The sequence below is a fragment of the Desulfuromonas sp. TF genome, from assembly GCF_000472285.1.
Classification (GTDB): Bacteria; Desulfobacterota; Desulfuromonadia; order Desulfuromonadales; family ATBO01; genus ATBO01.
This window is the reverse complement of the sequence record NZ_KI421421.1, coordinates 84307-100982: the sequence shown is the minus strand read 5'-3', so window position 1 is coordinate 100982 and position 16676 is coordinate 84307. Positions and strand designations below refer to the sequence as shown.

Annotated in this window: 14 protein-coding genes and 1 tRNA gene; 14 read left to right on the top strand and 1 reads right to left on the bottom strand. The window is 60.1% G+C overall.

Features of this window, described 5'->3' with window-relative positions; genetic code table 11:
- Positions 1–9 precede the first annotated feature (9 nt).
- The 11 genes from DTF_RS0111675 to DTF_RS26125 all read left to right on the top strand — a co-directional run bounded on the left by DTF_RS0111675 (position 10) and on the right by DTF_RS26125 (position 12447).
- Positions 10–1101, top strand: a complete 1092-nt coding sequence (locus DTF_RS0111675) for an ATP-binding protein (RefSeq protein WP_162148635.1) — start codon at positions 10–12, stop codon at positions 1099–1101.
- 76 nt (positions 1102–1177) lie between these two features.
- A complete protein-coding gene (locus DTF_RS0111670; RefSeq protein WP_027715472.1) occupies positions 1178–2656 on the top strand; it encodes a B12-binding domain-containing radical SAM protein in 1479 nt (492 codons plus the stop codon).
- Between the two features lie 49 nt (positions 2657–2705).
- On the top strand, positions 2706–2942 hold the full coding sequence (locus DTF_RS0111665; RefSeq protein WP_027715471.1) for a DUF1049 domain-containing protein: 237 nt from the start codon (positions 2706–2708) through the stop codon (positions 2940–2942).
- A 439-nt stretch (positions 2943–3381) separates the two neighbouring features.
- Positions 3382–3457: transfer RNA gene (locus DTF_RS0111655), tRNA-Asn, on the top strand.
- A 578-nt stretch (positions 3458–4035) separates the two neighbouring features.
- Positions 4036–4671 (top strand): PHP domain-containing protein, encoded by a 636-nt coding sequence (locus DTF_RS0111650; protein ID WP_027715470.1) that lies wholly within the window; start codon positions 4036–4038, stop codon positions 4669–4671.
- A 108-nt stretch (positions 4672–4779) separates the two neighbouring features.
- Complete coding sequence (apgM, locus tag DTF_RS0111645) at positions 4780–6090, top strand: alkaline phosphatase family protein (RefSeq protein ID WP_027715469.1); 1311 nt, start codon at positions 4780–4782, stop codon at positions 6088–6090.
- Positions 6091–6095: 5 nt separating this feature from the next.
- Positions 6096–6653 (top strand): nicotinate-nucleotide adenylyltransferase, encoded by a 558-nt coding sequence (locus tag DTF_RS0111640; protein ID WP_155890801.1) that lies wholly within the window; start codon positions 6096–6098, stop codon positions 6651–6653.
- A 314-nt stretch (positions 6654–6967) separates the two neighbouring features.
- Positions 6968–8947, top strand: coding sequence for a sulfurtransferase (locus DTF_RS0111635; protein ID WP_027715467.1), 1980 nt, complete (start codon positions 6968–6970; stop codon positions 8945–8947).
- Positions 8948–9040: 93 nt separating this feature from the next.
- Complete coding sequence (locus tag DTF_RS0111630) at positions 9041–9877, top strand: hypothetical protein (RefSeq protein ID WP_027715466.1); 837 nt, start codon at positions 9041–9043, stop codon at positions 9875–9877.
- Positions 9878–9892: 15 nt separating this feature from the next.
- A complete protein-coding gene (locus DTF_RS23225) occupies positions 9893–11707 on the top strand; it encodes a VTT domain-containing protein (RefSeq protein ID WP_155890800.1) in 1815 nt (604 codons plus the stop codon).
- A complete protein-coding gene (locus DTF_RS26125; protein ID WP_081702934.1) occupies positions 11704–12447 on the top strand; it encodes a glycosyltransferase family 2 protein in 744 nt (247 codons plus the stop codon). Before DTF_RS23225 ends, DTF_RS26125 begins: the two co-directional genes overlap by 4 nt.
- Here DTF_RS26125 and DTF_RS25505 read toward each other — a convergent pair.
- The gene (locus tag DTF_RS25505) at positions 12338–13756 is read right to left on the bottom strand and encodes a glycosyltransferase 87 family protein (protein WP_162148634.1); all 1419 of its coding nucleotides are present in this window, start codon (positions 13754–13756) and stop codon (positions 12338–12340) included. The two genes, DTF_RS26125 and DTF_RS25505, sit on opposite strands and share 110 nt — an antisense overlap.
- Here DTF_RS25505 and DTF_RS0111615 point away from each other — a divergent pair.
- Genes DTF_RS0111615 through DTF_RS0111605 form a run of 3 tightly spaced genes read left to right on the top strand, consistent with a single transcriptional unit; the run spans position 13707 to position 16486 of the window.
- Entirely contained in the window at positions 13707–14522 is an 816-nt protein-coding gene (locus tag DTF_RS0111615; RefSeq protein WP_027715464.1) for a sulfurtransferase, read from the top strand. The genes DTF_RS25505 and DTF_RS0111615 overlap by 50 nt on opposite strands.
- Positions 14519–14989: a hypothetical protein gene (locus DTF_RS0111610; protein ID WP_035056936.1), complete on the top strand. Its 471-nt coding sequence runs from the start codon at positions 14519–14521 to the stop codon at positions 14987–14989. The genes DTF_RS0111615 and DTF_RS0111610 overlap by 4 nt, the downstream gene beginning before the upstream one ends.
- 48 nt (positions 14990–15037) lie before the next feature.
- A complete protein-coding gene (locus tag DTF_RS0111605; protein WP_051361247.1) occupies positions 15038–16486 on the top strand; it encodes a glycosyltransferase in 1449 nt (482 codons plus the stop codon).
- The last annotated feature ends 190 nt before the right edge of the window (positions 16487–16676 follow it).

Here is a 16676-nt window from a genome sequence, read left to right as displayed (position 1 = left end):
AGGTTCGAGATGTCGAATTCTGAAACGACCAGCGAGGCACTCCGTTCCAGCAGATTCGAAAGGATTCTGGAAGCGGCCACCGACGGAATTGTCATGTTGGACAAGGAGGGGAGGTATATCTACGCCAATCCCGCGGCCGAGAAAATCCTGGGCGTATCCCGGGAGTCGATCCTCCAGCGAACGTTCGACCAGACTGAATGGAGGCTCTCCACCGTGAGGGGCGCACCCCTTCCCGGTGAGGAAACCCCGTTCAAGCGGGTTCTGCATGAGAAAAAGGGGGTATATGGCCTGAAGGCGGTCATCGAGCGGCCTGATGGAGAGAAAATCGTGATTTCCACCAGTGCGGCGCCTTTGTACGATGCGGCGGGGCAATTCGACGGGATGGTGGGAGTATTCACTGATGTTACCGAACTGCATGAACTGCAGGAGCAAAATACAGCCTTTCACCATACCATCGCCCACGACCTTCGTACCCCGCTTACAACGGTAATCGGACATGCAGAAATGCTGAAGGAAGCCTTTCGAAAAGGCGGCGTCGAGGGTACCGTCTGGGAGAATGTGGAAGCGATCCTGGAGGGGGCCGGGAAAATGGAGAGCATGATCCATGATCTGGTGGATAGCGCCCGCATAGAAGGCGGTCATGTTCCCCTGGAGAAAAAACCGCTCGCCTTGGAAGACTTCATTTGGTCTCTTCTCCGGAGTTTCGAGGAGACCTTGGACCCGAACCGTGTGGCAACCCGGATCCCCCAGGGTCTGCCTCCCCTGATGGCAGATCCTGAGCGCCTGGAGCGCATACTGATAAACCTTCTCAGCAACGCCCTCAAATTTTCACCGCTCGATCGCAAGGTGATTCTCCAGGCTCGCCAGACGGATGGCGAGATCATGATCTCCGTCATCGACCAGGGAGTGGGAATCGCTCCCGAAGACTGTTCACGCCTTTTCAAGCGATTCTTTCAAGTCAGTGGACGCCAGCCTTCCGGAGGGGTCGGCCTGGGCCTGTATATCTCCCGGTTGCTGGTGGAGGCGCATGGCGGACGGATATGGGTGGTGAGCAAGTTGGGCGAGGGGAGCACGTTCTATTTCACCTTGCCGACGAAATGACGCTGTGTTTAGTGCCAGATCCCGCTCTCGCGCGGAAATTTTCGATATCGGTCATCTGGCTGTCTGGAGTCGATAGATGAAGGTTCTTCTGATTTACCCCGAGTTCCCGGACACCTTCTGGAGTTTCAAGCACGCGCTGAAGCTCGCCCATAAAAGAGCGTCCTCCCCGCCGCTGGGCCTGCTGACGGTGGCGGCCATGCTGCCCCCGGAATGGGAGAGGCGCCTGGTCGACCTGAATGTAACCAAACTCTCAGACCGGGACCTGGCCTGGGCCGACATCGCCTTCGTCAGTGCCATGCTGGTGCAGGGGGGGGCGGCCCGTCAGGTCATCTCCCGCTGCCGGCAGGCGGGCCTGAAGATCATCGCCGGCGGTCCGCTCTTTACCAGCGAGTACGAGCAGTTCGACGAGGTCGATCATTTCGTGCTGAACGAGGGGGAGCTGACCCTTCCGCCGTTTCTGGCCGATCTTGCGCAGGGGAGGGCCGGACGCCTCTATGCGACCTCTGAATTCGCCGATATCGAAAAATCACCCCTCCCATCGTGGGAACTGCTGGAGATGAAGCGATATGCCGCCATGAGCCTCCAGTATTCGCGGGGCTGTCCCTTCCACTGTGAATTCTGCAATGTGACGGCCCTCTTCGGTCATCAGCCGCGCACCAAGAGCACTGCCCAGGTGCTTGCCGAGCTGGATGGTCTCTACACGCAGGGGTGGCGGGGGAGCGTCTTCTTCGTCGACGACAACTTCATCGGCAACAAGAGGCATCTCAAGAGCGATCTCCTTCCCGCCCTCATCGACTGGCAGAAGAGCAGGGGCGGATTATCCTTTTACACCGAAGCCTCCATCAACCTTGCGGATGACGAAGAGCTTGTGGCCATGATGGTCGAGGCTGGCTTCGACACGGTCTTCATCGGCATCGAAACCCCCGATGAGGCGGGCCTGGCCGAATCGGGGAAGCTCCAGAACCAGAGCCGCAACCTGGTGGAAGACGTCAAGCGGCTGCAGCGGGCGGGGTTGCAGGTACAGGGCGGGTTCATCGTCGGCTTCGACAGCGACACGCCCGCCATCTTCCAGAGCCAGATCGAGTTCATCCAGAAAAGCGGAATCGTCACGGCGATGGTCGGCCTGCTGCAAGCCCTGCCGGGGACGGGGCTCTACGAGCGGATGAAAGGGGAGAATCGATTGCTCTCCGATTCCACAGGGGATAACGTCAGCGCCTCGACCAACATCGTGCCGCGCATGGGCCTGGAGACTCTGCAGGAGGGTTACAAGCTCATCCTGCGGACCATCTACTCCCCCGAAAACTACTACCGGCGCATGAAGGCCTTCCTGCAGGACTATCGCCCGGGGCGGGCACGATCCGCTCTGAGCTTCCGCTACAAGCTGGCGGGTTTCCACTCTCTTTATCGCCTCGGGATACTAGGCAGGGAGCGTCTGCAGTTCTGGAGGGTCATTCTCTGGACCCTCTTCCACCGTCCCCGCCTGATCCGCCAGGCGATCACCCTGGCGATTTACGGATATCACTTCCGGACCATCTGCCGGCGGTACATTCTGTGATGGAGCCCGATGCGGACAAACAAAGGACACGACTGAGTGAGATCTTGAGATGGGAAGAGCTAACCTGATCGCCGCCTTCGTATTGGTTCTCGCAGGTCTCATCGTCGTTCTCCAGAACACGCAACACATCGAGGCTAGGATCCTTTTCATGGCGGTGACGATGCCGTTAGCCGCCCTTGTGACCCTTACGATGCTCGTCGGCATGGCCGTTGGAATACCCGTCGCACTTGCCTTATCCGGCAAAAAATCCAAGAAGACGGAAAACGCCCACCGCCCCGGGCACTGACCGCCAGCGGCAGTGATAAAAGCGCAACGAAAGGAGCTTGAGGATGGAAGGCGGAATTGTATTGTGGACGGTGATCGGCATAGTGGTGGGGGTCGTGCTGATCCTTGTGATCAGCAGGAGGTTCAAGAAATAATCGTGAGTCCATTCTTTTTCCTTAAGAACTTGTCCTGCTTTGTTCGAGAGCCCAAAGCCCCTCCTCTCTTCTGGACATGTGGAATGCGGGGCGGAATGGCCTCTATTACTGGTGAGACACTGCCTTGGAAAGAGGTTTTCCAGCCAATAGAGGTTGCTAAAAAAGGTACTTGACATCTATTTCCCTCCATTGTATAAGTTCACCTCGTCTCTGAAACACATGGTCTTCGAGGGGTAAACCCCCGGTTATGTTGCCGATTACAAGGCAAAAGACTCAAGAAGCCAAGGTGTGGAGACGAAATTCCGATCCCCGGTAGCTCAGTCGGTAGAGCAGGTGGCTGTTAACCACCCTGTCGCTGGTTCGAATCCGGCCCGGGGAGCCAGCAAATTAAGCGGCCGATTTCCCATGTGAAATCGGCCGCTTACATTTTTGCTTCTCTCGACTTCCAATCGTTGGCCTACAAACCCCTCAAAAATCAAACACTTGAAAGTTCGAGTCCGGCTTGGGCATCAGCGTGAGGAAAAAACGCTGCTGGTATAGGCGGCTCTACCGCCAACTCCGCTCCTCACCGGTTCAAGTTTAAACCTCAGCTTCTTGACGTCAGAACTGAGCGCGAGAGTCCAGTTACCGGATCTTATCGATGCCATAGTTGTTCTCCTCTTAGCGTGCGGGCGGTACCTCCGATGGCCTGCCAAGGAGTTTCACCCACGGCATGTTCGCCGTGAGCGCCTCAGGGGTGAAGCGCCGGGTTGGAGACTCGCCCTTAGCCCTCTCCCATTGGCACCGTTGATAGAGGACAAAGTTCTCATCAATTTTTCATATTTGTATATCAATATCAAAACGTTTATCCTGATGTTCATCTTTTCCTTCAGCTCTCAGCAGACATTCTGCAGAATACAACCTTCTCCGGAGGCCCGCTTAAACCGTTGTGTTCTCGCTGACCGTTCTTGGATTTGCACCATGCGCTTTGACCTTCATGTCCATACCGCACTATCTCCCTGCAGCACCCTTGGCATCGGTGAGATTCTTCTACACGCCCGGGCAAGAGGTCTGGACGGTGTCTGCATAACCGACCACGACACCATGGAGATCAGGAATTCTCTTCGGGAGGGGATGCAATCGGACGGGCTCTGCGTCATCTTCGGCATGGAATACGCCACTCCCCAGGGGGACTTCCTCCTTTTTGGTCCTTTCGAGTCACTTCCTCCCTGCATGGAGGCGACCACACTCCTGCATACAGTCACCCTTAAGGGTGGAGCGGCCATTGCCGCTCACCCTTTTCGAACGGCGCGATCGGTCGACGAAGAGATTATACGAAAGGGGCTCTGCCGAACCATCGAAGGGATTAATGGCCGCAACCAGGCTTTCGAGAATCGTAAGATAGAAAACTGGCGAACCCGCTATTTTCTCAATGAGTGTGGCGGCAGCGATGCACATACCCTTGAGGAGTTGGGCCGAGTGGTCACCACTTTTCGAGATCCAGTGCGGTCCCGGGACGAACTCATACAAGCTCTGAATGGTGGCGACTATCGACCGGCATGGAACAAGACCCTCCATTACTTACCTGCGCATCTTCCTGCCGCTGCCTTTGCTTGATTCGAAAAGTCGTCATTCTCCCTCCAAAGAACAAAAATCCATTTCAACAAGACCTGCGTCGTCTATAATTTGACTATCCGATAGCCATCTGACTGGAGCGAGGTTTCTTTGCCCGACAAATGTCTCCTGATACTTCTGGACGGGCTTGGGGATCGTTCCATCGAGGCCTTCGGCTGGCAGACTCCCTTGCAGGCGGCCCGCACCCCGCATCTCGACCGGCTTGCAGAAGAAGGGGCCAGTGGCCTTTACCATTCCGGCGCCATGGGGCAGGCCCTGTCCAGCGAAAACGCCCACTTCCTCATGTTCGGTTTCGACTCGAAGGACTTTCCCGGTCGGGGTCCGCTGGAGGCCTTGGGGGTCGGCATTTCCTTGGGCCCCAACGATGTGGCCGTCCTGACGCATTTTGCCCGCGTCCACGAGTCCGAAGACCGCCTGATCCTTGACCGGGGAGAACCGACCGCCTCGACTGAAGAGGCGGAGGCCCTTTTTGCTGCCGTCAGCCAATTCGAAGTCGACGGCATCTCAATCCGTTTGGAGAGGACCAAGGGGCTCTCCGGAATCCTGGTGATGGAAGGCAATGTCTCCCCCTTCATCACCGATACGGACCCGATTCGGGAAGGAAGTCCCCTGGCGGCGCTTCACCCCTGGCGGGAACATGCCGACGACCCCGCAGCGCAAAGAACGGCCGCTGCGCTTCGCGCTTATCTGATCTGGGCGCATCACCGGCTGAAGACTCATCCGGTGAACCAGGCGCGGCAAAGCCGGGGCATGCTCCCCATCGAGGGACTGGTGACCCAGCGCGCTGGCCGTCTGAAGGCAATCCCAAACTTCCGGGAACAAAACGGCCTGCGGGGCCTTTCTATCTCCTCGGGAATCATTTACTGGGGCTTGAGCGCCTTTCTCGGACTCGACTGCCTGCGCGACAGAGATACCGGAGATCCGGCCGAAGACCTCGCCAGACGTCTGACCAAAGCCCGGGAATCCTTTGATCACTACGACTTCATCCACGTTCACACCAAGGCCCCAGATGAGGCCGGACACAGCCGCGATCCTCTAGCCAAGAAGGCGGTCATCGAAGCACTCGATGAGGGCCTTGGCCGCGTACTCGGCCCACTGCGCGAAGAACCTGGCCTCCTGCTCATCGTCACCGCCGACCATTCAACCCCGAGTTGCGGCACCCTCATTCATTCGGGAGAGCCCGTTCCCTTGACCATTTGCGGCTCCGGTGTGCGCCGCGATGGGGTGAATCGCTTCGATGAGATCAACGCGGCTACAGGAGCATTGGGCTGCGTTCGCGGGAAGGAACTTATGTATCTGATTCTTAATTATCTTGACAGGGCCAAGTTGGGAGGGCTGATGGACACGCCTGTGGACCAGGCGTACTGGCCGGGCGACTACGAGCCATTTCGCCTGCGATGAGAGGCATGATGGTTTTTGATGTGGGGGTCATCCATGGACGATTCCAGGTACTGCATAAAGATCACCTGCGCTACCTGCTGGCGGGAAAGGCTCTCTGCAGCCACCTGGTCGTGGGAATCACCAACCCCGACCCCCACCTGACCCGGGAAGACCCTGCGGACAAAAATCGCCATGCCCGCCTAGCCAACCCCCTCACCTACTGGGAGCGCTACCTCATGGTCCGCCAGGCCCTTGAAGATACCGGGGTAGCGTCTGAGGCATTTTCCATCGTTCCTTTTCCCGTCAATCTGCCGGAACTTTACCGCTACTACGTACCCCTCGATGCCGTGTTTTTTCTCAGCATCTATGACGATTGGAGCCGGAAAAAGCTCTCCATGTTTCGTTCCCTGGCCCTGAAAACCCACATTCTCTGGGAGGTCCCGCCGGAGGAAAAGGGAATCAGCGGAAGCAACGTAAGAGACCTCATGCTCCACGACGGTCCCTGGGAGGGGATGCTTCCGGAGGGCGTCGTGCGTCTGATGAAAAAATGGGACATTCCCGACCGCCTAAAAAAGCTAGAGTAGGGGCTTAACCTTACCCTGGCTGCCAACTCTGCCGTAATCGTCCGATACCCAGCATCGCTCAGGTCCGAAGCGCCGTCCATCGCTTTGAGTCGGCCAGCAGGTCGATAGCTGCTAGGATGTTCGGGACCACGTTACCAGCCGCAGGATGGTTTCGATGCCTGCTCTTCAGTGTGGACTCCTCTCCCCGAGATCAATAGAAATTTATGATAAATCAAATAGGATCTATCAATATTTATTGTTGGATCTTGAATATGTGGATTTGATATGGTGCTTCGGCAAACATCCGATCTCATCAAGCAAAGGAGCAGCACAAAATGAAAAAGTGGACGTTGCCGATCATTGCGGCACTATGTACGTTGCTACTGGGAGGCTGCGGAAGCAGCAGTGACGAGAAGGCTCCGCAAACAACGGCCTCGGTCGATCTCACGGCGGCCTCGCCGGAATTCCCGAACGCCGACCTGCTTGTTTCGGCGGAGTCGCTTCAGGCAAACATCGCCGCAGGCGCAGTGTCCGCGGCAGCCGCGAGCCAGGCGGGCGGGAAACTGGTCATCATCGACGCCCGTTCGCCCGCCGCCTACTCGGCTGGCCATATCCCCGGCGCCGTAAACCTTCAGCACAACGCCTTCTGGACGGGGGGCGCGGGGCTCAAGGAGACCGCGACCGTCGCCGCCTCGCTGGGTGAGGCAGGCGTCGCCCGAGACACGAAGATCGTCATTTACGACAACACCTCGGCCTCCTTCGGGGCGGCCGGACGGCTCTTCTGGATGCTCGAATATCTGGGGAGCACCGATGTCCACCTTCTCGACGGCGGGTGGGACAAATGGGCTGCCGACGGTCGTCCTACCGAGACCACCTCCAGGACCCTGCCGGCGGCGACCTTCGTCCCCGAGGTCAACAGCGGTGCCAAGACAGACTCCGCGCGTATCGCCAAGCGGCTCTACGATCCGGATTTCGTGGTCGTCGACGCCCGTACCGACGAGGAGTTCATGGGCTGGCAGTTTTACGGGGAAGCCCGCGGCGGGCACATTCCGGGCGCCGTTAACCTCCCCTATGCCTGGTTTTTCAACAGCGACAAGACCATCCTCGGCTACCAGGACCTGAAGACGCTCTTCGAATCGCGCGGCGTTACCCCGGACAAGGAGGTCGCCGCGCACTGCACGGTCGGCATCCGCAGCGGCTACGTGTATTTCCTGTTGCGTCTGATGGGCTACCCCCAGGCCTCCAATTACGATGCATCAATCGTGGAGTGGGCCAACGCCGACTATCCGATGGAAAAAGCGCCGAATTATGCCTCCGTGGTCAATCCGGCCTGGATCAAGAAGCTGATCGACTACCACGCGCCAGGCAGCGCCAGCGCAGCCCCGCCTGAGTATCCCTATGGCCGGGAACACAAGTACCTGATTTTTGAAACCCACTGGGGCAGCTTCGACGACATGCGGCAGGGATGGGCCGACGACTCCTACCTGCGGGGGCACATCCCCGGGGCCATCCACTCCAACTCCGACACGTATGAGAATGGTTTCCCCCGCTGGTTCCTCCTCCCCGATGACGAGCTGAAGGCGGCCGTGGGGAGCATGGGCATCACCCCTGATACGACAGTGGTCGTCTACAGCAACAGCAACATTTTCGCCGCCCGCCTCTGGTGGATTCTGAAATATGCCGGCGTCGCGGACGTGCGGGTTCTGAATGGAGGATATGCCGCCTGGCAGGCCAGCGGCTATCCCACCGAAACGACGATCAACAACCCCGTGGCAACGGTCTACGAGGGAGTTATCGATTCGGCGGTCAGGGCCACCACCGACTACACGGCCGCCAACTATGACTCCGCGACTGTCCAGATGGTGGACGTGCGCTCCGGCGGCGAGTACGCCGGGCTTATCAGCGGGTACGGCTATCTGGTGAACAAGGGTCGGATTCCCGGCGCCGTCTGGGCCTATGACGCCGATGATCTCTCACCCGTCTATAACGACAGGGACGGCACGCTGCGCAGCTATTCGGAGGTCAGGGATTTCTGGCGCGGCATCGGCATCCGCTCAACTGCCACCCCCGACCTTCTCGACAAGGAAGCCATCTTCTATTGTGGCGGCGGCTACCGCTCCGCCCTGGCCTTCTTCTACGCCCACCTCATGGGCTACACCAACATCCGAAACTACTCGGACGGCTGGGCCGGTTGGAGCACCACCTATACGGAGGACCCCACCTACCAGAGCGACCCCGATATCTCGGGGAGCACGGACGGATGGCGGCAGGACCCCTCAGGGCGTCCATTTTCCACTGGTGGCACTCTGGATTGACCTGCCGAAGAAAGTGTTCAATAACCTGAAATGTGTTCGGAGGGCGCCGGCAACACGGCGCTCTTCCGAATTGCATCACCGGAGGACCCTCCCATGCGTACCATCCTGCAGCGATCGCTGGTGGCGATCGCGCTTCTTGCCGCTTCGGTCACGGCCGGCCACGCCGGCGCCTGGACCCAGAAGAAACACCACCTCTACGACCGTCTGGCCTTCAATTACTATTTCGCCGACCGCAACTTCGATCGGGACGGCGATCGGGTCGATTTCGCCAACGACGGCGAGTTCACCGACTACAATCTCAGCAACTATTTCGAGTACGGCCTCACCGATTCCCTGACCGTCCTTGGCTCTCTGACCTACAAGCGCATCGAAAAGGACGACGACCTGAGAAGGGACACCACCTGGGGGGTCGGCGATATCGAACTCGGGCTGCGCCGCCGTCTGGTGGAGAACCCTATCGGCGTCTTCTCGGTACAGACTCTGGTGAAGATCCCCGAGACCTACGACGAAGACGACCCCCTGCCTCTGGGGAACGGGCAGTACGACGTCGAAGGGAAGCTTCTCTACGGCCGCTCGCTCTGGCCCCTTCTTCCCGGCTACACCAACCTGGAGCTGGGTTACCGCTGGCGGGACGAGGACCCTTCCGATGAGATCCGCTACCTGGTCGAGGTCGGCTTCGACCTGTCGCCGAAGGTTTTCACCCGGGCCAAACTCGACGGCATTTTCAGCGTCGACAACGGCAGACGCCGCGACAGCAGCGGCAATCCCACGACGACCAACAACTTCGATCTTGCCAAACTCGACCTGACCGTCGGCTATAAACTCACGAAGGCCTGGGGGATCGAGGCGGCCTGGACTCCGGCGGTGTACGGTCAGAACACCGCGGCCGGCGCCACCTATACCCTGGCGATCTATTACTCCACCCCCTAAGCGATGAGTCGCCCGATGTCTACGGCCGATACCGAACTGCGCCCTCGCCTCCGGGCTCTGCAAGCGGACATACAGAGGGACTGCACCGAGTGCGGGCGCTGCGTCGGCGAGTGCGGCTTTCTGCAGCGCCACGGCAATCCGCGCCAGATCGTCGCCCGCCTGGATGGAAACAGCCCGGAGCCGCTGAACTGCGCCTTTGAATGCACCCTCTGCGGGCTGTGCACGGCGGTCTGCCCGGAGCGACTGCGCCTCGATGCGTTCTTTCTGGAGATGCGCCGCGAGGCGGTGGACCGCAACTGCGGAGAGTTTGCCGCCCATCGCCCGCTGAAAACCTATGAGAAGTTGGGCACCTCCCGCCGCTTCACCCTCTACCGGCTGCCGGAAGGCTGTACGACCATTTTTTTTCCCGGCTGCTCCCTCTCCGGCACCCGGCCTAAGGGGGTCAAAGAGGTCTTCACCCAACTGCAGCGGATCGATCCGCAGCTCGGCATCGTATTCGACTGCTGCCTGAAGCCGTCCCACTCCCTGGGGCGTGAAGCGTATGTCGCCGGAATGTTCTCCAAGATGACCGCCCGGCTGCGGGAGCAGGGGGTGGAGGAGGTGCTGGTCGCCTGCCCCAATTGCCATGTGATGTTCGCCGGTTTCGGCGACGGTCTGAAGGTCCGCACCGTCTGGGAGGCCCTGGCCGATGCGGACCTGCAGCCGCCGGCAGCCAGCGGCACCGTCACCGTGCATGACCCCTGCGTGATCCGTCACGCCGAAGCGGCCCAGACGGCGGTCAGAACTCTGCTTCGGCGCCAGGGGCTCAGGGTGGAGGAGATGGCTCATTCGCGCGGCACCACCGTCTGTTGCGGGAAGGGGGGCGGGGTCGACCTGCTCCATCCCGAAATGGCGGCGGGGTGGAGAAATCTGCGAGAGACGGAGGCGGCCGGAGGCAGAATGATCAGTTACTGCGCCGCTTGTGTTCAGGCCCTGGGCCGACAGACACCGACCAACCATCTGGTCGATGTCCTGTTTGATCCACAACAGACCTTTACGGGGAAAAAGCAGGGCGCCAGAGCGCCGGTTACCTATCTAAATCGCCTCCTGCTCAAGAGAGCTTTTCAACGCAAGGAGGGCTTTGCCGTGACACGCGAGCGCACATCCGGCCAGATGCAGGAAAATTCCAGAAAACGTTTCCGGAAGCCGCTGATCCTGCTCGCCATTTTGGTGGCCGCTGCCTCCGCCATGCAGGTATCGGACGCACCCCGGTTCCAACCGGAACGATTGCAGGAGTTGATTGCTGGCTCCGAGGGGCTGGCTCCGGCTCTCTACATGCTGATCTACGCCCTGGCGCCGGTACTTTTCCTGCCGGCTCTCCCTCTGACCATTGTCGGCGGGTTGCTCTTTGGCCCCGTCTGGGGAGTGGTCTATACGATGATCGGCGCCACCACAGGCGCGTCCCTGGCCTTTCTCTGCGCCCGCTACCTGGCCCGCGACTGGGTCTCGGCCAAACTGACCGGCTCCAAATTGGAACGACTGGATCGCGAGGTGGCCGAGCACGGGTGGAAGGTTGTAGCCTTCACCAGGCTGATTCCGGCTTTTCCATTCAATCTGCTCAATTACGCTCTAGGCCTGACCAAAATTCCCTTTTCTCATTATTTTGTGACTACTTTCGTCTGCATGCTGCCGGCCTGCATAGCCTTTATCGTCTTCTCTAGTTCACTGTTCGATCTGGTCCATGGCAGCCTGTCGCCCAGGGCCTTGCTTGGAATCAGCCTGGTGGCGCTGGTCTCGTTGCTGCCGGTTGGCTATCGTTGCCTCCAGAACCGAAGGAAAGGGGTCGCATGATCGCCGGGCCGGTGACGGACACCGTCGTCCTGATCATCCCCGCGCGAAACGAAGAACTCTCCCTGCCTGCGGTTCTTGCGCGCATTCCGGCTGCCGTGACGCGCGTGCTGGTGATCGACAATGGTTCAACCGATGCGACCGCCAGCGTGGCACGGTGCGCTGGGGCCGAGGTGGTCTACGAGCCGGCCCCCGGGTACGGCGCCGCATGCCTGGCCGGACTTGCCGTCCTGCGCAAAGATCCCCCCGCCGTCATCGCCTTTGCCGACGCCGACGGCAGCGATGGGGTGGAAAATCTTCCGCTGTTGCTCGATATGCTCGGTGAGGGAAATCTCGACCTTGCCCTAGCGCGGCGTATGCCGGAAAATGCCGAAGCCTTGAGCGTCCAGCAGCGATTCGGCAACTGGCTCGCCACCCGGCTGATCCGCCTGTTTTGGGGGCACGCCTACGAGGACCTGGGGCCGCTGCGAGCCATCTCCTGGGAATCGCTGGAGAGGCTGAACATGTCGGATCGGACGTTCGGCTGGACGGTGGAGATGCAGATTCGGGCGCTGAAGGCCGGATTGCGGGTGGCGGAGTTGCCGCTTCCCTACCGGTCGAGAATCACCGGAAGATCCAAGATCAGCCGGACCCTCAGCGGGGTGATGCGGGCAGGGTGGAAGATTCTCTGGGTGATCGGCCGTGAAGCCCTGAGCGCGCACCCCGGGTCGCCAGCCAGGCAAGGACCGGAGCAAGGAAAATGACGGCCGCCACCCACCCCTGCTCGGACCATTGTCCGAGGATGGCATAAGGGATCAGGACCTGGTAGGCAAGCAGGACGCTCCAGCAAAGAACCAACCCGCTCACCCCGGCGGCGAAGGGGAGAAGCGCCGCAAGGTAAAGGGCATACCAGGGGTGGAGGGTCGTGGTGAGGACGAGAAAAGCGAGGGCGACTCCATACATCGCTGCGACGGTGCCGATGGCGCTCCGTCGTCTCGCGGCCCGCGTGTAGATGTGCGTCATCGCGGCCAGAAAGACGATCCCCAGAACGATCCGGGCGGTCGGACCTGAAGTCAGGTCGCGCAGGATGCGGAAGACGAACCCGGCGAACTCCCAGTTTCTTAAATAGACATCGAGCGTCGCAAAGGCATTGCCGATCTCCGGCATGAACGGGAGAATGAGCCCTGCCGCGATGAGGCAGAAGCCCACCAGGAAGTAACGGACCGCTCCCCGGCAAAGGAAAAAGAGCGCAGGGAGGAAGACCAGGGGGAAGAGCTTGACCAGAACGGACGCGGCGAAGAAGCCGCCCGCCGCCGCGATGCGAAAGGGTGAAAACGGTTTATCACGGGATCTGAGCAGAAAGAAAAGGGCCGCAAAGAGAAACAGCGCGGCCGCCCCGTCGATGTGGCCTGAAGAGGCGATCTCCAGCACCGGCAAAGGGTTCCAGGCGTAGAGGACCGCCCGCCAGGGGGGAAGATCGAGACGGGTCAGCAGGCGCAGAATGATGAAGCAGAGGACCAGGTCGAGCAGGGCCAGAAACGACTTCATCCCTGTCACACCCCCGAAAGAGGCTCCGACGGCAAAGACAACCTGGGCAGCCGGGGGGTAGATGGTGACGAGGTCGGGATGGTTGATGGCTTCACGAAGGTCCTGCATGCCCGGCACGGGAGGGGTGGACGAGGGGGAGAGAGCGTAGGGGTTGGTTCCTCCAAGGATGTTCAGGCCGTCCCACACATAGCGGTGAATATCGTCGGAAAGCGTGGGGGGGCTGGCGACGAATAAAAGGCGCAGGATCAGAGCGACGAGAAGGATGAATACAGGCGACCAGGTTATCCCTCTCCGCTCACCTTGAAAGAGAATACAGGCCAGAGAAATGAAGGTCATCGCAGAAACGCCGACCAGCAGAGGGACCCCCAGACGCAGGTCCGGCTGGAGGGAGAGGCACGAAAAGGAGCCGAAGATGATGACAGGCAAAAAAACAAGGGGTACTATTTTCCGCTCCTTACTGGCGGCGGCCTTCGCCATGGCGATTTCACTGTCGCCCGCCTCGGCTGCAGGGGAGCTGCAACTCATCACTCCGGAACTCCTGCAGAGGGAGAAAAGTCGATGGATCATTCTCGATGCCCGGCCGAAAACCGAGTGGAGCGTTGGACACATTCCAGAAGCCCGCTCGTTTTCCTGGGAAGACTACACCAGAACCGATGAGCTGGGAATCCCTTTTCGCCCCCTGCCGCCGGCGGAACTGGCCGCTGCGCTGGGAAGCCTGGGAATCGATGAACGAAGCCACGTCGTCGTCTACGGCGATGCCGACAGCAGTTGGGGGGGAGAAGGCTGGACGATCTGGATACTGTCATGGCTTGGGCATCAGGGCCCGATTCGGCTCCTCGACGGCGGTATCCAGGGGTGGCGGCAAGGCGGTTTCCCCTTGAGCGTGGGCGACACAGAGCCCGCGGCATCCCTGACGTATGCCCTCTCTCTGCAGCCGCAGCACGACATCACCACTGAAGATCTCATGGCCCGACAGGAGTCACTGACTCTCGTCGATGTGCGCTCCCCACTGGAATGGCTCAAGGAACGCATCCCGGGGGCGGTCCGCATCCCGTGGAGTGATTTCTACGAGGGCCCCTGTCGGTCCCCCCTTTCACCGGAGAAGATGAAGAGGCTTATGGCCGACAAGGGAATCGACCCCGGCAAGCCGGTCGTCTTCTACTGCACGGGCGGGGTGCGCTCGGCCTATGCCTGGATGGTCCACCAGCTCGCTGGGTTCACCGGCGGGATAAATTACGAAGGCGGCATGGAGGACTGGCTCCGACGTCCCGGCGGTGACGGCAGCCGATGATGCTCAAGGGAATTCTACTGGCAGCCGTCCTGATGGCGGTTTCGGCCTCCGTCGTCCTGCCTGCCGTCGCAAGGGGGGCCTCTGGTGAAAAGACGCTCATGCTCCATGCCAAGGACCCGGGAACCTGGCAGATTATCGAAGGGGGTGCTGCGGGCCGATTGATTTATGACGTGGACAATGGCAACTTCTCTTTCAGTGCCTGGGGGCTGGGTGCCGAAACGGCGTACGCCCTGGTCCGCCATGCCAACGACCCAGCCGAGGGCCGGATTCTCGCGCAAGGCGTCAGTGGCCAAGAGGGGGCGCTGGAGCTGTCAGGCTCCTGGCAGAGCTGGACGATGAAAATCTGCCTGGTACCCGCCTCCGATCTGTCTATTGATGGAGACCAAGCACGACTGACCGACTGGCACCCCGAGCGCTACCTTTTCGAATACAAGATCCTGGGAGTGCCCTGTGACTGCGATGAGTAAGACGGTTGCCGTCCCTGAAAATGGGACTGCCACAGAAATGCCTCGAACATGCTGATGCAACTGTGCGCCGTTTTCTATTTTGCTTCCCTCGGCCTGCTGGCGCTTTACGGTCTGCATCGTCTGTGGCTGCTTCTCTGCTGGAGCCGGGGGCGGCATTCCCCCGACCCTCTTCCACCGCCGCCGGACGAACGGGAGGAGAGTCCGATCGTGACGGTGCAGTTGCCGATCTTCAATGAACGCTTCGTCGTCGCCCGACTCCTCGACGCCGCCGCCGCCCTCGATTGGCCTGCGGACCGACTCGAAATCCAGGTGCTGGACGATTCGGACGACGACACCCGCGCCATCGTCGATGAACGGGTGGCCTATTGGCGGGCCAAGGGGATCGACATGCTCCTGGTACGCCGGAAGCATCGACGGGGGTACAAGGCGGGCGCCCTGGCCCTCGGTTTGGGCAGAGCGAAGGGGGAGCTGATTGCCGTTTTCGACGCAGACTTCATTCCGGCTTCTGATTTCCTGCGGCAGACCGTGCCTCATTTCCGCTCCCCGGAGGTGGGTATGGTCCAGGCACGATGGGGGTTCTGCAACACCGATCATTCCTGGTTGACCCGCCTGCAGGCGTTGCTGCTCGAACCCCATTTCCGCATCGAGCACCGGGTCCGCTGTCGCCGGGGGCTCTTCTTCAACTTCAACGGTACCGCCGGCCTCTGGCGGAGGGGGGCCATCGAGTCGGCCGGAGGATGGCAGTCAGATACGGTCACCGAGGACCTCGATCTGAGCTACCGGGCCCAGCTAGCCGGCTGGCGTTTCATCTATCTTGACGAGGTGGTCGTCGACTCGGAACTTCCCGCCACCGTTTCCGCCTTCCGCAGCCAGCAGCAGCGCTGGGCCAAGGGATCGATCCAGACGGCCCGCAAACTCCTCCCGCGGCTGCTGACTGCGCCACTCCCGCGCTCAGTCAAAGCCGAGGCGGCCATTCACCTTCTGTCCAACCTCGGCTGGCTTTTCGGGACCATCGTCACTCTCACCCTCTATCCAGTCATCACTTGGCGCATCGGTGTCGGGCCGTACCAGTTGCTCCGTTACGACCTGCCGCTCTTTTTCGGAGCGAGCGGCGCTCTGGCCCTTTTTTTCCTGATTCACCTGCTGGCTCATCGCAATTTTTCCGGTCTGCTTTATTTCCCACTCCTCCCTGCTCTTACCGTAGGTCTGGCGCCGACTCTGGCTGGGTCAGTCATCGCGGGGGCGGTAAAGCGCGGCGGAATATTCGAGCGCACTCCCAAGTACGGTATCCGTGGTCGTCAGCGTAGCCCCGGTCTCATGCATCACTACAGAAGACCAGTCTGGTTGTATTTGGCCATTGAACTCTTCCTCTTCGGCTACACCCTTCTGCCACTGATCTTCGCCTGGCAGCGGGAGGTCTGGCCTGCTCTGCCCCTGGCAGCGCTCTTTCCGGCGGGTTTTCTCCTCCTGGTCTTTCGGGACGCCCGGGAACTATAATCCCCGATCTCATTTGTCATGAGATCCCGGACGAGCCTCCGCCTCTCATCTTCGTTCAGGATCGGCTACATGTAAGCAACATTCATGCTCTCTTAAAATTTTTGTCACTTGGCAGCTTCGTTCACTTTTGCAAAGCCGATTTCCCCATGTAAGAGGTTGGTCTCCGTCTCAGCGATAATCTGTTCCTTTC

Excerpts from the sequence above, each read along its gene's own strand:
- DTF_RS0111675 (WP_162148635.1), top strand. The coding sequence starts at position 10 with ATGTCGAATTCTGAAACGACCAGCGAGGCACTCCGTTCCAGCAGATTC.
- DTF_RS0111670 (WP_027715472.1), top strand. The coding sequence starts at position 1,178 with ATGAAGGTTCTTCTGATTTACCCCGAGTTCCCGGACACCTTCTGGAGT.
- DTF_RS0111665 (WP_027715471.1), top strand. The coding sequence starts at position 2,706 with ATGGGAAGAGCTAACCTGATCGCCGCCTTCGTATTGGTTCTCGCAGGT.
- DTF_RS0111650 (WP_027715470.1), top strand. The coding sequence starts at position 4,036 with ATGCGCTTTGACCTTCATGTCCATACCGCACTATCTCCCTGCAGCACC.
- DTF_RS0111640 (WP_155890801.1), top strand. The coding sequence starts at position 6,096 with ATGATGGTTTTTGATGTGGGGGTCATCCATGGACGATTCCAGGTACTG.
- DTF_RS0111635 (WP_027715467.1), top strand. The coding sequence starts at position 6,968 with ATGAAAAAGTGGACGTTGCCGATCATTGCGGCACTATGTACGTTGCTA.
- DTF_RS0111630 (WP_027715466.1), top strand. The coding sequence starts at position 9,041 with ATGCGTACCATCCTGCAGCGATCGCTGGTGGCGATCGCGCTTCTTGCC.
- DTF_RS23225 (WP_155890800.1), top strand. The coding sequence starts at position 9,893 with ATGTCTACGGCCGATACCGAACTGCGCCCTCGCCTCCGGGCTCTGCAA.
- DTF_RS26125 (WP_081702934.1), top strand. The coding sequence starts at position 11,704 with ATGATCGCCGGGCCGGTGACGGACACCGTCGTCCTGATCATCCCCGCG.
- DTF_RS0111615 (WP_027715464.1), top strand. The coding sequence starts at position 13,707 with ATGGCGATTTCACTGTCGCCCGCCTCGGCTGCAGGGGAGCTGCAACTC.
- DTF_RS25505 (WP_162148634.1), bottom strand. The coding sequence starts at position 13,756 with ATGAGTTGCAGCTCCCCTGCAGCCGAGGCGGGCGACAGTGAAATCGCC.
- DTF_RS0111610 (WP_035056936.1), top strand. The coding sequence starts at position 14,519 with ATGATGCTCAAGGGAATTCTACTGGCAGCCGTCCTGATGGCGGTTTCG.
- DTF_RS0111605 (WP_051361247.1), top strand. The coding sequence starts at position 15,038 with ATGCTGATGCAACTGTGCGCCGTTTTCTATTTTGCTTCCCTCGGCCTG.